Annotated in this window: 13 protein-coding genes; 2 read left to right on the top strand and 11 right to left on the bottom strand. The window is 46.7% G+C overall.

Going from position 1 to position 15,461, the window contains the following annotated elements; all coding sequences use genetic code 11:
- Nucleotides 1–5: 5 nt before the first annotated feature.
- From K4039_RS07505 to K4039_RS07495, 3 genes are all read right to left on the bottom strand, one after another.
- On the bottom strand, nt 6–608 hold the full coding sequence (locus K4039_RS07505; RefSeq protein WP_265234524.1) for a Uma2 family endonuclease: 603 nt from the start codon (nt 606–608) through the stop codon (nt 6–8).
- Nucleotides 609–728: 120 nt separating this feature from the next.
- Nucleotides 729–2,600, bottom strand: coding sequence for an adenylate/guanylate cyclase domain-containing protein (locus K4039_RS07500; protein WP_265234523.1), 1,872 nt, complete (start codon nt 2,598–2,600; stop codon nt 729–731).
- 287 nt (nt 2,601–2,887) lie between these two features.
- Nucleotides 2,888–6,193 carry a PAS domain S-box protein gene (locus K4039_RS07495; RefSeq protein ID WP_265234522.1) on the bottom strand — a complete coding sequence of 1,102 codons (3,306 nt, stop codon included), beginning with the start codon at nt 6,191–6,193 and terminating at the stop codon, nt 2,888–2,890.
- Between the two features lie 135 nt (nt 6,194–6,328).
- On the opposite strand from K4039_RS07495, the gene K4039_RS07490 reads away from it, so the two are divergent.
- Entirely contained in the window at nt 6,329–6,508 is a 180-nt protein-coding gene (locus K4039_RS07490) for a hypothetical protein (protein ID WP_265234521.1), read from the top strand.
- 190 nt (nt 6,509–6,698) lie between these two features.
- Here K4039_RS07490 and K4039_RS07485 read toward each other — a convergent pair whose 3' ends face one another.
- From K4039_RS07485 to K4039_RS07460, 6 genes are all read right to left on the bottom strand, one after another.
- A complete protein-coding gene (locus K4039_RS07485; protein ID WP_265234520.1) occupies nt 6,699–9,818 on the bottom strand; it encodes an AAA family ATPase in 3,120 nt (1,039 codons plus the stop codon).
- A gap of 65 nt (nt 9,819–9,883) precedes the next feature.
- Nucleotides 9,884–10,225: a type II toxin-antitoxin system PemK/MazF family toxin gene (locus K4039_RS07480; RefSeq protein ID WP_265234519.1), complete on the bottom strand. Its 342-nt coding sequence runs from the start codon at nt 10,223–10,225 to the stop codon at nt 9,884–9,886.
- The gene (locus K4039_RS07475) at nt 10,218–10,493 is read right to left on the bottom strand and encodes a hypothetical protein (RefSeq protein WP_265234518.1); all 276 of its coding nucleotides are present in this window, start codon (nt 10,491–10,493) and stop codon (nt 10,218–10,220) included. The genes K4039_RS07480 and K4039_RS07475 overlap by 8 nt, the downstream gene beginning before the upstream one ends.
- Before the next feature lie 130 nt (nt 10,494–10,623).
- Entirely contained in the window at nt 10,624–11,088 is a 465-nt protein-coding gene (locus tag K4039_RS07470) for a type II toxin-antitoxin system VapC family toxin (RefSeq protein WP_265234517.1), read from the bottom strand.
- Nucleotides 11,089–11,352 (bottom strand): hypothetical protein, encoded by a 264-nt coding sequence (locus tag K4039_RS07465; RefSeq protein WP_265234516.1) that lies wholly within the window; start codon nt 11,350–11,352, stop codon nt 11,089–11,091. It lies immediately after the preceding gene.
- Between the two features lie 182 nt (nt 11,353–11,534).
- Nucleotides 11,535–12,617 (bottom strand): hypothetical protein, encoded by a 1,083-nt coding sequence (locus K4039_RS07460; RefSeq protein ID WP_265234515.1) that lies wholly within the window; start codon nt 12,615–12,617, stop codon nt 11,535–11,537.
- A 591-nt stretch (nt 12,618–13,208) separates the two neighbouring features.
- Between K4039_RS07460 and K4039_RS07455 the strand changes: the two genes are divergently transcribed.
- Complete coding sequence (locus tag K4039_RS07455; protein WP_265234514.1) at nt 13,209–13,748, top strand: cyclic nucleotide-binding domain-containing protein; 540 nt, start codon at nt 13,209–13,211, stop codon at nt 13,746–13,748.
- A 154-nt stretch (nt 13,749–13,902) separates the two neighbouring features.
- On the opposite strand, the gene K4039_RS07450 is transcribed toward K4039_RS07455, so the two are convergent.
- Together K4039_RS07450 and K4039_RS07445 are read right to left on the bottom strand one after the other, a co-directional pair.
- Nucleotides 13,903–14,316 carry a hypothetical protein gene (locus K4039_RS07450; protein ID WP_265234513.1) on the bottom strand — a complete coding sequence of 138 codons (414 nt, stop codon included), beginning with the start codon at nt 14,314–14,316 and terminating at the stop codon, nt 13,903–13,905.
- Between the two features lie 156 nt (nt 14,317–14,472).
- A complete protein-coding gene (locus tag K4039_RS07445; RefSeq protein WP_265234512.1) occupies nt 14,473–15,330 on the bottom strand; it encodes an FAD-binding domain-containing protein in 858 nt (285 codons plus the stop codon).
- Nucleotides 15,331–15,461: the final 131 nt, after the last annotated feature.

The following is a 15,461-nucleotide window of genomic DNA, read 5'->3' as shown; positions in this document are numbered from 1 at the left end:
TCGCATTACCAGATTTTTGCCATCCGCAAGACAAATCCCGGTAACTCTGGATCTGCGCTCACTGTTTCAGGATTATCCAAGATTTCAGGTTCGCGATCGGGACGGTAGATGTAGACTTTTCTGTTTTTGCGATCGATCAAGAAGCCGAGCGATACACCGTTGTCAATATATTCTTGCATCTTTTTTTGCAATCCCTTGAGAGTGTCACTAGAAGACCGCAATTCGATCACAAAGTCTGGACAAATCGGGGCGAATGAGGCTTTTTGTGCTTCAGTTAAGGCATTCCAACGCTCTAGTTTAATCCATGAGGCATCCGGGGAGCGGGTGGCTCCATTGGGCAAGGTAAAGCCTGCACTGGAGTCAAACGTTTCACCTGTGCCATCTTCTTCTGCCCAGTTCCCCAATTGTAGGGCAATTTTAAGGTTGCGGTTCCCTGTATCTGAAAAGGCTGGTGGCATAATGATAACTTCCCCACTGGCTGTACGCTCAATTCTCAAATCGCGATTAACTAGACAGAATTCATAGAACTGTTCAACATTCATCGATTGGATCGCAGGGAGATTGACGATCAGTGGGATGCTTTCGGTTTGAATTAGCAGCGTCGTCATGGTTTTTCCTCATTTGGTGCAGGCGTGACAGAATACATTGAACTTATCATATTTTAGCTTGGCGATCGAAAGTCTTAGTCGATCGGGGAATCGCAGCCTTGTATCCGCTTTTGGGCGGTGTTAATCATCTTTTTTGCCTGTGAGTAAATAAGTAACCATATATCCCTTTCCCTTAACTTGAATCGCGCCACGCTTCTGAAAAGTATATTTATCCTTTAATATTTCGTAGGTTTCGGTGGTGACTTGAATGCAGCCGGTAATTCCGTGGGATTCCATGCGCGAGGCAATATTTACTGTGTCGCCCCAAAGGTCGTAAATAAACTTTTTTAAGCCAATGACGCCGGCAACTACAGGGCCGCTGCTAATTCCGATCCGAATGCTGAAAGGCTCCGAATGCTCTAAACTGAGTATCCGAACTTCGTGTAGCATATCGATCGCCATATTCGCGATCGCCTCCGCATGATCCTCTCGTGGCGTAGGTAAACCGCCCACAACCATATAAGCATCACCAATAGTCTTAATTTTCTCCAAACCGTGGCGATCGGCCAAATGGTCAAAAGCCGAAAAAATATCGTTGAGCACTTTCACCACCGCAGTCGCTGAAATTCTCGAAGAAAGCTCCGTAAACCCCACAATGTCCGCAAACATCACAGTTACTTCCCCAAAACTTTCGGCAATATTGTGTTCATTGTCCTTCAAACGCAGGACGATCGCCGCCGGCAAAACATTCAGCAACAGTTGCTCGGATTTCCCTTGTTCGAGTTCCAACTGTTGGTAAGCAGTCTGCAACTGTTCGGCTTGGAGAATTCTTTCTCGGGCTAGCTTTTCGATTTGGGTGGTGCGGCTCAAAGCTGTCAGCATATATGTCACCGGCAGCAGAGTCCACAACATCCCCATCGTCAGAGTTCCCCAAGAACGCCAGTGCTTGCGAGTCTTCCGAATTTCCGGCGTTGCGGACACGTACACAGACCACGGGCGGCCGCTAATTTTCAGCATCCTTTGGCAAGCTCGGCGCTCCGGATCTTGCTCGTCTTGAATCGGGCAATTTGACCTGAGATCTCGTTTCGCAGCCACCGATGCGGTCAGCACTTGTTGGCTCGCCGGTTGGAACAGCACCGCAAATTGCGGAATTTGACCGTTAGCAGCGAAGTTTTGGAGAACCGTGTCGGCCCTTGGCGGTAACAGCGGCGCTGCTTCTTGCTTGTCTGGAGCCTCGCTGGCGAGATAAATGGTGAGGTAGTCGGTATTGCGTCCTTTTAAAGAGGTTTGGAAAATATCTTTGCCTTGAAATACCCCCAAAACAAATCCTTGCAGCAGTTGGCGGCGGGATTCCACGGTAGTCGGTTTAGTGCTATTTTTGTAAATCGGAACTATTACCAAAAGACCCGGTTCCGGGGAGTTGACCCCAAAGCCGGCGTAGCTAGTGACAATCATTTCTCCAGTATCGCGGGCGCGATCGATCGTGGCGCGAATTTCTGGGTAGGAGTTAAGGTCAAAGCCCAATGTTGTCTCGTTTCCGGCTGTTGGTTCGACGTAGAAAGCCGGGAAGTATTCGGAACGCTGGCGGGCCTTGCGCAGTTCTCCGCCGGGGCCGCGCTCTGTAATCTCGAAACTGGAGTCGGTTTCGCTTCTGGCTTGGGCTTCGTAGTTGGCCCGCTGGGAATTGGGGACGCGAGGGGCCCAAGCCAAGAGTTGCAGGCTGGGGTGGACAGATAGGGGGCGGCCGACAAAGCTGGCAAAAGATGAACGCTCGACGGCGCTAAAGGCTTTCATGTAGTCGCTGAGGGCGAGAACTGCGTCTAAGTCCGAGTTGAGTTGGCGTTCGATGCCGATCGAAATATCATCGATGCGGCGGTGCATTTCGTAATCGTGGCGCCTGTCTTCCCAGTCCCAAACCAAGGCAAATGCCAGGGCCGAGAATCCGACACCCAAAAGAAGTGTCAACCCGGCTGGAACGTAGCGAGACCAGGATAAAGGTAGTTTTTTCAGCATAATTGCCTAGCGAATAATGGCAGCAGATGAGCACACCGCACAAGTGAGATTAATTTCGGCGTCTCAGTGCCGTTAAATTCAAAACCCTGATAACTCAAGCACCGACGGCAATTGGGCATTAAAATAAGACCGGGCGGTTGAAACCGGGCCTCTACAAACTTTCACGCACTCCAAGCGGGTTGAAGACCGAACGGTTAAAATAACATTATCTTCTTCAGTCCACGGAGGTAGACTTCGTTGGTGTAGGCGCGGTTTAAAACCGTACGTCCGATCTAAATTTCCATCATTTACGCCGGAATTTCAATCCAGAATTCTGCTCCTTGTCCGGGCGCTGAGATGCACCGCAGACTTCCCTTATGTTTTTCTACCACAATTTGATGGCTGATAGACAGTCCCAAGCCTGTTCCAGACCCAACCGGTTTTGTGGTAAAAAATGGGTCAAACAGCCGCTTACCAACCTCTTCGGTCATTCCCGGGCCGCTGTCTGCGATGCAAATTACAATGCGATCGCCCTCACCGACATTGCTTGTACTATTGTTCAACCCAGCTTTTTTCATTTCAGTACGAATCACGATCGTCCTGAGTTGCTTGTGGTTTTCTAGAGCGTCGATCGCATTGCTGATAATGTTGAGAAATACCTGGTTTAACTGCCCCGCACAACAGTAGACTTTCGATATTTCTCCGTAATCTTTAATAATTTCAATCCGGCTTTCTTTACGTTCATGCTGCAATCTGTGCTGCACAATTAACAGCGTGCTTTCAATTCCTTCGTGAAGGTCTGCTAGCTTCATTTCTGATTCGTCCAGTCGCGAAAAGTTCCGCAACGACAACACAATTTTACTGATTCTTTCTACTCCTACTATCATCGAATTTAGCATTTTTGGAAAATCTTCCTTGAGGAAATCTAAGTCTACTTCCTTAACTTTTTCAGCAATCTGAGGAGCTGGGGACGAGTAATAATACTGGTAGAGATTCAACAGTTCTATTAAATCGTAAAAATAGGTTTTTGTGTGTGAAATATTGCCGTGAATAAAAGTTGCGGGATTGTTAATTTCGTGGGCGATACCGGCAACCATTTGACCGAGGCTCGACATTTTTTCAGATTGAACTAATTGGATTTGAGCGTGTTGGAGTTTTTCGTAGGCTTCTAGTAATTGAGCTGCTTGTTTTCTCAATTGAGATTCTGAAGCTTGGAGTGCTGCTGCGGAAATTTTGCGGTTGGTAATATTTTCAATCATCCCTAATTTGTAAATAGGTTTTCCTTCGCCATCTCGAATCAGAGTAGATGTCACATTCACCCAAACAATTTTACCTGTCGCCGCAATCTGGCGGATTTCGATTTGATAGCTGGTAATTTCTCCCCGATAAAGAGCAGCAGCAACTTGGATTTTTTTGGGTCGATCTTCGGGATGTCCAATTTCTATAAATGTTTTGCCGAGCAATTCTGCTGCGGTATATCCAAGCATTTCGCAGTAATTTTTATTGACTCGTACCAACTGGTGATCGTCTAAATTGGCTAAGTAAATACCGATGGGTGCATCTTCAAAAATTTTGCGAAATAGTTCCTCGCTACCTCGGACTTTAGCTTCTAGGGAAAGCCGATCGGTGATGTCTTCCAAAGTACACAAAATGCCTACCACATTGCCATAATTGTCGTGCAAAGGTATTTTATTTGTATCCAGCCAGCGCTGAGTACCGTCGGCTTGCAGTTGGCGCTCAATAATGTGATATTCTGGGGTGTTGGTTGCCATGATCCGGCGATCGCAATCTCGGAAAAATTCTGTTTCTTCTGGTTTCCAGGGCATATCGTAGTCGGTGAGACCAGCGATTTCAGTGGGATGATTGAAACCTGCGATTTTGGCAAAATTTTTATTGCCGCCCAGGTAAACTGAATCTCGATCTTTCCAGGTGATAAACTGAGGGATGTTGTTGATTACCAACCACAGCATTTTCTGGGAAGTTTGCAAGGCTTCCGTGCGTTCTAGGACGCGCTTTTCGAGTTCTTGATTGACTTGTTCCAGGGCGATTTTTGAGTCGCCCAAGGCGATTTCTGCGAGCTTGATATCGCTGATGTCGATTGTCACGCCTTCCCAAAGTATCTCGCCGCCCGGTTGCAGTTCGGGGCGGGCAATGGCGCGAATCCATTTCAGTTTTCCTGACTTGGTTACGATCCGCGCTTCATGTTTCCAAGGTTGTAAAGTTTCTGCGGAAATAGCTAGGGATTCTGACAAAAATTTTATGTCGTCTGGATGCACTGCTGACCACATAAAAGCTGCGTTTTTTTTGAGTTTTTCGGGTTCTAATTCGTACAGTTCCCAACAGCCGGGACTGACATAAATGAATTGATGAGAACCGTCGGGATGCAGCAAGTATTGATAAATCATTCCCGGCACGTTGGCGGCCATTTTTTGAAATCTGGCTTCGCTTTGCCGCAGTGCTGATTCTGCAAGTTTGCGATCGCTAATGTCAATCAACAAGCCATCCCAAATAATATCACCTTTTTCGCCGAGTTCTGGTCGGGCAGCCCCGCTAACCCACTTGATCCGATCGCCCGGTAAAACTAATCTGCCTTCCCACCGCCAAGGCTCTAAAGTTGTAGCTGAGATAGCAACAGTTTCCTGGAAGTTTTGTGCATCGTCTGGATGCACCATTTCGATCGCAGTAATAGCTAAATTTTGGAGCACCTCTGGTTCTAATTCGTAGAGTTCGCGGCAGCCAGAACTGACGTAGGGGAATGCAAAAGTGCCGTCTGCTGCTAACTGAAATTGATAAATCATGCCGGGAACGTTGGCAACCAACTTTTGAAACCTGGTTTCGCTTTGGCGTAGTGCTGTTTCTGCTTCTACGCGATCGGTAATATCGTAAAATGCCGATAAAATTGCTGCTTCGCCGTTAAAATCAATCGATCGCATCGACATCTTTACCCAAAAAAAACTGCCGTTTGCTTTTTTTAAGCAGATTTGATCGCTGTCGCTAAAGCCGTTTTGTTTGAGGAATTCTAGCAATTGACTGCGATCGCTCACATTGGCATAAAAGTCGCTCTTTTTACTACCTATAAGCTGTTCTGAATTCAAATTAAAAGTTTTGCCTAGGGCAGGATTTGCGTACAAAATCACGCTATCTGACTGGCGTGTAATTAGGATGGGAACGGGAGTCGCAGTGGCGATCGCCCGCAATCTTTTTTCGCTTTCTTGCAGGGCTGTTTCGGCTGTGATTCTTTTGGTAATATCGTTTTGAACTCCGATAAAATGAGTTAATTTTCCCTCGCCATTTAGAACGGGGGAAACGGTTAATTCGTTCCAAAAAGGAGTTTTGTCTTTGCGGTAATTTTTGAGAACTACCTTAATTTCTGTTCCCGATCGCAAACTGCTGTGGAGTTTGTCTAATTCAGCGCGATCGGTATCGGCACCCTGCAAAAATCGGCAGTTGCGTCCCATAACTTCTTCGCTACTGTAACCCGTCAGTTTCTCAAAAGCAGGATTGCAGTAAATAATAGGTGTGTCAGGGCTGTTAGCATCTGCAATCAGGATGCTGTTGCTCGACGCTGCGATCGCTCGTTCTAGCAGAGACAGATGAAAAGAGTCTGTTGTCATCGGTAGCAATATCCAAACTCCAAGGGAGCGAATAGAACAATAATAAATTATTAATAGCTTGAGGCACTCTGATTTTATAAGCTTATTTTTAGTTTAACCTAACAAACCCAGCAACCCCAAAAAGCCGACGGGCGAATGGAAAAGCGGGCGAATGGGAAAGCGGGCGAATGGAAGGAAGAGCGAATCAAAGAGCGGGCGAATAGAATTCGCGCCTATACAGACAAAACCCGGATGGTGCGCGGGTTGAAGAGCGGGCGAATGGAATTCGCGCCTATACAAGAATACGGTTCAGTTAAGCCCGGAGATCCCCCCTAGCCCCCCTGAAGAAGAGGGGGGGACAAGAGTGTTCTCAAAGTCCCCTTCTTAAGGGGGATTTAGGGGGATCTCCGGGGAATAAACAGTCTTATCTTCAACCCGCGCACCATCCGGGTTTTGTTTGTGTAGACGCGGTTTCAACCGCTACATCTTGAATCGATAATTAAAAATTCAAAATGGTATAACAATTTTAAATTGACAAACTGATGCAAGAACCCTGAGCAGTTTTGCTTACTTCAATCCTAGCTTGAAAAGCTTCTTTGAGGTGCGGCATATGGGTGACGGTGAGAATGCAGGCGAAGTCAGAGGCGATCGCATTAATTGCAGCAATCAGGCGATCGCACCCTTCAGCATCCTGAGTCCCAAATCCCTCATCAATAATCAACATTTGCAAAGCCGTCCCCGCCCGCTGAGACAACAATCTCGCCAGCGCCAGCCGAATCGCAAAATTAATCCGAAAAGCTTCGCCGCCGGAGTAAGTTTCGTAGGCGCGAGTCCCGCGAGCATCAGCAATTAAAATGTCTAAAGTATCAATCAATTTAGTTGATTTTTTAGCAGCCGCCGCCCGCTGAGTAATAAATTGAACGTGCAACTGATTCGCGCTCAATCTCGACAATATCTGATTAGTTTCAGCTTCGAGTTGAGGCAAAACATTTTCAATCATTAAAGCTTGAATGCCGTTTTTGCCAAAGGCTTGACCCAACTCTTGATAAACTTTGTATTGGCGTTTTGTTACCTGCATTTGCTCTTTTTGAGCGGCTAGCTGAACTTCCAAAGCTTCCAGATTTTGCTGCTGCTGCTGGAGTCGTCCGAGACTTCCCAAATGTTGGTCTAGCTGTTGGCGGCGACGGCCCATTTGCTGTTCGATCGCACTTATTGGGGCTGTGGGATCGGGATGTTCTTGTAACTGCTGGTTCATCGCCGATGTTTGAGCGGTGACAGCTTGCAAATCGCGATCGCGCACTGCGATAGAATTGGCGATTTCATTAACCCGCTGCTGGACTTGCGGGAATTGCTGAATTGCCGATCGCAATTTTTCAGCGCGGGCGATCCAAAATTGCGTTTTACGCATTTCGCTGCGGACGTGTTCGTGCTGTTCCAAATTATAACCAACTTCCGCAATGTATCTATCTAAAGACAGAATTTGCTGCTGAATTTCCGAGCTATTTTTTTGCAGTTCTAACTGTTGTTGTACAGTGGCTAATTGAGTTTGCAAATCCGGGCGGCGGCTGTTAATTTTATTGAGTTTCTGTTGAGCATCTTTGATTTGAGCTTGCTTAATTTCCGCCCACCGCAACCGCTTTTCATCGCTGCGGGCGAGGGAGTGACTGCGATCGCTATAATTGAGCAATTGCAGTTGCTGTTCGATGTGGTGGAGTTCAGCGTAGTCATCGGCTGCATACTCGCCGGTACGCAGCAACCGCTCGATTTCCGCAGCGTCAAGACGCATACTTTGCAGTCGAGTTTCGTCTTGGCCCAGGCTATCCAATTGTGCTTGCAAATGGCTGCGGCGTTCCCGCAATTCTTGGTAAGGTGCTAATTCCTGTTCTAATTCGCGGTATTCGTTTCTGAGAACTTGAATTTCGCGTTCGGAGACGGCTAACTGTTCGCGGACAACCCACAGTTGGTTCCAGATTTCCTGCTGTTGGGAGTGATGTTTGGTGACTACCAAATTCCAGTAGTGTTCGTCTAAAGGTCGATCGCACAAAGGACAATTGCCAAAAGTTGCATCCCTGACAATTAAAGGCGAATTCACTTCCTGAGTTTCCGCAAAATTGGCTGATTTACCTTCACCCGCGCTAGTTTCTCCTTCATTTTTCCGCAACAGTTGCAGTTTTTGGTCAATTTCGGTGAGTCTGGTTTGATAATCGCGGCTTTTGGCTTGCAGATTTTCCAGAAAGCTGTGCCTTTCTTGGCCTTTTTCGCGGACTCGCTCCTGATAAATTCGCTTGTTTTCCAACTGCACAATTTGATGGGCGATGGCCGAGATTTCCTGCTGTAATTGCGGCTGTCGCTGCTGTTGCTGAACTTGCACCTGTCGGTTGATTTCGGCTAAGCGGGCGGTTAAACCAGCGTGGGCGCGATCGAGCTTAGTTTGCGACTGCTGCTGCTGTTGTAGCAACGGCGAAACTTGCAATTGCAGTTGCTCTAGTTCATTGAGGCGCGATCGGGCTGCTTGCAACTGTGCGAGTCCTTTGTCAACCTCCGGCTGCTGTTTGAGAACATCTAGAACATCTTTTTCATCTTGTTCTAAGACATCTAATTGAGCTTGCAATTGCTGAATTTTGTTTTGCAAAAGGCTCAGTTCTTGCCGTTGCTGTTCTTGCAAGTTTTGGCGCTGATTGTGGGCTTGTTGATGAGCCTTGAATTTACCAGCCTGAGATTCTTCGGTGGATTGCAAGCTATGAAAATAGGCAATTCCGGCTGTAATTTCATTTTCTTGTGTCAACAGGGCTTGTAGCTCATTCTGCTGCTGCTTGGCGGCGCTGAGTTCTTGCTGCAAGCGGCGGCATTCTTGAGAAATATTATAGTGCTGTTGCTGATGGCCTGCGAGGAGTTTTTGCCAAGTTTGGCGGTTGTGGTGTTGGAGTTGCAGTTGGTGCAAATGTGCTGTGTCGGCTTGCTGCTGTGAAGAGAGCAAATCGGTTGCTTGCTGTAATTGAGTTTGTTCGGATGCGATCGCCTCTTTTTGTTGCAGTTGCTCTTGTACGGCTTGTAAACTGTGTTTGAGGACTTCGACTTTGGCTTTAAATTCTCTGGCTTTTTCCTTGGCTTGTTCGGATAAAGTGTCGTATCGATCGAGCTTGAGGAGGTTAGCTAAAACTTGCTTGCGGTCGATCGGCTTTTTGAGCATAAACTCATCAGCACGCCCCTGCCGCAAATACGCCGAGTTAATAAAAGTATCGTAATCTAATTTGATATGTTCGAGAATTTTCTGCTGAGTATTTCTCAGCCCCTTGTCCGTGAGCGTGCGAAAACTAAGTCCATCCTGAGTTGTAGCAGAATTCAAGCTGACTTGAAATTCCAAACTCCCCGATTGTCCGCGCCGGCGGTTGCGAATCACCCGGTAGATTTGGCCGCCCGTGGAGAAAGTGAAATCAACGCGGACATCAATTTCGCCGATATGAATGATATCGTCTTCTGTATCGCTGCGACAACAGCCCCAAAGTGACCAGGCGATCGCTTCTAGCAGAGAAGATTTACCAGCACCGTTAGGCCCGCAAATGCAAGCGGTGTGCAGGCCGCGAAAGTCTAAAGCAGCTTCGCGATAGCTGAGAAAATTTTTGAGTGTAAGTTGTATAGGAATCATTTAAGGCCATCGCGCCATACAATCTACTTATAAATAACACTATTTGTGTGCTGTTGCCTAGTTATTCAATCCAGATCCAAAACAATTATCAGTGATTCTGCAATTTCTTCCATAATTGTCTCGGAAAGGGTTCCGAGTTGTCGGACAAATCTTTGTTGGGAAACGGAACGGACTTGAAAACAATCGGCGGCTGAGACTTTAATCAAGCCATTTTCGCCACTGGGTTCTAGTCGAACCATCCAATTTCTCGGTGTATATCGCTCTTTCCAGTCAGTGATGGGAACAATAACTTCAAGCAGCAAAATTCCCACCGTCTCATCGCTGACAATAACTGCGGGACGGGTTTTGCCAATTTCAGCCCCAACAGTAGGCTCAAGTGTAACCAGCCAGATTTCGCCTCTACGCATTAGTTTTGATCCCTGCGCTTAGGTATTCTTCCTCAGATTCAAAATATGGTTCGCTGTCTGGCGACCACAAATCATGTAAAGCACCTCCCGGCATATAATCTAGGACTGCGGCTTCTGCTGCGGCTCTGAGTTGGCGCTTTTTCTCGGCTTTGCGCTGGACTTTTGCTTCGATGTCTTCGCGCATCATCCGGGAAGCTGTTTCGATGATTTCTAGGCGTTCTTCTGCTGTCAGATTTTTGAGTGCGGCTAAGATTTCTGTTTTGGTCACGGTTTTTTCGGGTGTTTGGGGAGAAAGTGCGAGCCAATTATCATTATATCTTTGAGGAAAATCCCTCTGGGCGATCGCAATTAATTTTGCACCTCATCCTCCGAATTTCCGCGTCCTCCGACGATCGATATTACGGATAGTTGTTAGGATTTTCAACTACCAAACCCTCACTTGTTGCTGCTGCATTTAGCTCCCCATCAGCAGATACAAAAGTCATCGCAGGCAAATTGTTAGCTGTGCAGAGGTTATTTATGCTACAGCCTGTTGCTAGCTGCACAGCATCATAGCCTCGCAATCCGTAGGTTTCAGCTAATGCCATTGCAGAGTTAATAATACTTTCGGTGAATTCTACAACTTGATACTCAGATTGCAGGTCACTCCTGAACTGATTGCACGCTGCTGTAGCATCTGTCGCATTGATACTTCGGCCGCGCGACCTTCTGGTAATTGCAGCAACAATTTCCACACTGGTAATACCAGCAATCAAGATATCGTTGTTAAGTGCAGGATCGAACAAATTCAAAACCCATCCCGAACCTATTTCACTAATGTAGCGTTTGACCAGCGCGCTGCTATCTACAAAATAAATTGTCATCTAGCGACGTTCCTCAATAATTGTCTCAGAAACAGGCTGCCCCTGTACCTGAATTAGTCGCCGTTCTGTTTGCTGAGTCCAAGAAGAATGCTTGATTTTTTTGACTAAACCAGAAGTTAACAGCGCTTGGTGAAATCTTGTGCGTTGAGCAGCTTGTTCTTTATGAGCCAGAGAGTTCCCAATAGCACGCTCTAGTTGCTGTAGTTCTAGCACTTCCAGGGTGTCAAGCTGATTGAGGATTTTGTTGAAGATTCCCTGCGACATAGGATTCTACTTTTTAGTAAGGCTAGTTTATCTATTATACAACTAAGTGTCCTCCAAATTGCCCCTCCGAATAGCCGCGTCCGGCGAATTGCTGTTGATTTTCCATCAAAAAAGGGCTGACTGTATTCCTACAGTCAACCCAGCGCCTATTTACTGATCCTGCGTTTGCTCAAATAGCAATACTATCTGATCAGATTCGGGAAGGTATAGCCGACACCGACTAACAATCCCACATCAGTTCCCTCGAGAAAACCAATATTCAGTCCGGCTGTAGCTGTAAAATTACTCGACAGCGGCACATCTACACCCCCTGTAATCATGAAGCCAAAATTACCGTTATCGCCGGTAGAAATGGCTACGCCAGCACCTAAATAAGGAGCAGCGGTAATCACAAAATCATCGCTGACTTCGACGGCCTCTTTAGATACAAAATCGTAGGTGAGTGGAACTAGAACTGTTAAGTTGTCGCGGAACAAAACACTCGGCCTCACCGAGAAATTGTTTGTCAAACCAATTTTGCTAATAATCGCAAATGAAGTGTCACCTAGGGCTGAATCTCCGCCAAAACCGATGTTACCGCCAATACCGACGTAGCTCGGCCCTGAACGGGTAGCTCGGCCCGGTCTGATGGTGGGGACTTGAGCTACTTTTTCAGTTGGTTCGGAGACTGCTGCCGGTTTTTCGGCAAGTTTCGGTTGGTTTGTCAGGGTTTTGGCGGAAGTGCTGACAGGATTGCTTAACACTTCTTGTGTTGTTTTGACTTCTTTTTCTTCCTTGGCTGCTGTCAGTTCGGAATTAGGTCGATCGATCTTTTCGGCAATCTCCACCGTTGGCTGCACTTTGACGCTATCAGCAATTTTAGCTGTTTCTGCCGATTTTTCGGTCTCAGCAGCAATCGATGTATTTGGCGCAGTTTCAGTCTCCGCAATTTCCGATGTTGTTGCTGTGGATTCTGCCGGTGTGCCCACAGATGCTTGCGAGTTGGCTGCCGGTGCGGAGGCTGCTGGCTCTGCCGCTGCTGTTAGTTCGCTCCAACTGATAGAATCAATTTTTGTATTAGTAGCGGTGGTTTCTGCATCGGGTTTAACCGCTGAAGTTGCCACAGGCTGAGAAACTTGGTCAATATTTTGAGCTGCCAAAGTTGCCGTTGTACCGACATCAGGCAAGTTGCCAGTTTCAGCTTTCGCTGACAGGGTACCGCAACAAACTGCTAAAGCTGCAAGATTTATTAACGCAAAAGTAGACTTGGAAAATAGACTATTCATAGAAACTCCTCAATGAATGCTGTGTTAAAAGTGTAAGTGTTTGAGGGCTCCCATCGAGAGCTTTGCTCAAAAATGACACAAATATGACTTGTGTTGTTCCTAGATTGGCACTTAACCCTTGAGGAGTCAACTCGCAATTTGATTAGATTCAAGAACAGACAGCGGGTTTAGATGCTAATTATAATTTACAGTTCGATCGGCTAAAAATCAATCCTAGGAAGGATTTCACCCTCGCTGCTGCTGAATTGAGAGGCCGATCGCGCGCATCGCTGGCATTCTATAATTCTGTACTTGGGGGCGCTGCATTCGCAGTAGTACCGGAAAAATTGAATTTTCGAGGGCGCACCGGCTTAAAACCAAGATACAGCAAGCTTTCAAAAATATTTGGGCAGTCGTTCAAATTGGGACAGTTGCGCCAGGGCGATCGGCTGCTGCGTAGTCTGTGACAAGTGATGTAGAATAGCACTGGTTCCCAAAATAGCTGTAGCTCGATCGTGTAAAAATTAGTGAATATTATTATTATAATTGTCTAAAATTCCGTGTTTTATTGGTAAAAATTAGTAAAAAACTATTGAATCTCAACCTGACTTTATGAGCAAAGTTCTAGTGATATTAGGCGAATTGAGCGATCGCGACATCGATTGGATGCTCGCCAACGGCACCCGCACCATAGTCCCCCCCGGCACCACCGTGATCGTCGAAGGTAAACCCTTAGACGCGCTGTACATAGTTCTGAATGGAACTTTGAGCGTTTCTGTATCATCTTTGGGCGACAAAGAAATTGGACAAATCATCTGCGGGGAAGTGTTGGGCGAAATGTCTTTTGTAGACGGGAGACTTCCTTCTGCTAGCGTCACGACAATTGATGAATGTCTCATCCTGTCAATTCCGAGGCGGCTGCTAACTGAAAAACTGGAACAAGACGTGTTGTTTTCCCTGCGGTTTTATCGGGCGATTACCAAATTTCTGTCGTCGAGACTTCGGGGTACAGTCAAACGCTTCGGCGAAGAGACTGATTATTTAATATATCAAGATCCCGACGACGAACGCGCGATCGCCCACAATGTCGAAAATCCAGATTTGGCTCAATCTAGATTTCAATGGCTATTACAGCGTTTGAAGGCGACTTGAAGTCAGTTGTCAGTTGTTAGTTGTCAGTTGTCAGTTGTCAGTTGTCAGTTGTTAGTTGTTAGAAGGAAGAGGGAAAAAATCAGATGATTCGCTTTGCCTCTTTCTTGTTTTTCTACCAACTCCCCATTACCAATTCCCGATTACCAATTCCCCATTAAAAAACGTATTTTTCGGCGACGCGCCAGTAGCGTGAAAAACGCTTCAAATCAATATAACCATCGTAGCGGACAAAGGGTTCTGGTGGCAAAACTTCTACAGGGTATAATTGCCGAATTTCCCGGCAAATCTCCTCAAACCGAGGACTAGGACTTTCCGCTGTAACTACTTGATTCGCGCCGGATTCTTTAGCAAAAGCGATAACTTCAGCAGCGACATTTCCACGCCGAATAACTATCGGCAACTCCAGCAAACATTCGTAAATAAACACCATTCGTTTGAGACTCAACTGCCATTCATCGATGAGTGCATCATCCCAAACCCAGATTGCCGGTGCTTCTGGGTGCGCTTGAAAAGCCGGACTTTGAGGACTCAAACAGTCGCCGTGCAGCCAAATAATTGGATTGTTCATAAATTGGGAATTGGGAATTGGGAATTGTAATTGGGAATTGGGAATTGTAATTGGGAATTGTAAAAAAAATTAATTATTTTAATTGCTTGTTCCCTCTTCCGAATGACAACTGTCAACTGACAACTGACAACTGTCAACTGTCAACTGACTACTGACTTAATTTTTCTTTCCCTTTTGAGGGCGTTGCCAACTTTGAGAACCGCCCGTGCGATCGACCTTTTCGGCATTGGGAAACAACTGGGCTTCCAAATCTTCGTAAGTTCCCTCAAAATCGCATTGCCCGTACAGAGGACAATCACCACAATAAACCGACTTAGTGTAACGTTCCAGATTTTCCCGATTAAAAAAATAAGGCTTATGACTAAAAGTGCTCGCTACCCACTGCCAAGAAAGATTATTACTCGCCGGATCTCCATCTAGCAAATGTTCCAAAAACCAGCGAGCTCCAGCTTGCCAGTGCACGCGCCGCCAATGTACGAGATAAGCGGCAATCCACATTCGCTGATGGTTGTGCAAATAACCAGTTTCTCGCAACTCGCGGCTGAAACTGTCGATGCAAACTAAACCAGTCGTGCCTTCGACGACATCCTGCGGCATGGTTTCGCTGTAATATTTAGCAGTGTAACCAGTTTTGTAGGGTTCCTGGTCTTGCCAAATCCCCTTGCCCAATTCGGCGTACAGTCGCTGCCAATAATCCCGCCAACCCAATTGGTTGACAAGTTTTACGGCTTCTTCTGGATGCACCTTGGCGAGCACGGCATCCCGGACTTCGGCAAGGCTCAAAACGCCGTAGCGTAAATAAGGCGACAATTGCGTTACCGCGCCGTTGAGGAAGTTGCGGCTTGAGGCGTATTTGCCTGGGTCAATTTTTTGCAGGAGTGTCTCCGCTGCTTTGCGCCCGCCTGTGGTTGGGGGTACGTTGCTATCGCGGGCGGCGGCTTCGGGAAACTGTTCGCGCACGTAGGCTATTAATTCGTCGCGACTGGCAAATTCCCGCTTCATGTCCTGAGTCATGGTTTTTTGTTAAACGCCTGCTATTGTTTCTTCATGTTAAAGCTATTTGTTTGGGTGTGTGGGGTCGATCGCCCTAAATTGCCCTTCACTCCTGGTAACTCACATCTTGCACCATTGTCAGCAACAGGCAA

Source organism: Lyngbya sp. CCAP 1446/10 (genome assembly GCF_026130175.1).
Taxonomy (GTDB): Bacteria; Cyanobacteriota; Cyanobacteriia; order Cyanobacteriales; family Microcoleaceae; genus Microcoleus.
Note: the sequence above shows the minus strand (reverse complement) of the source record. Positions and strands in the feature narration are given on the sequence as shown.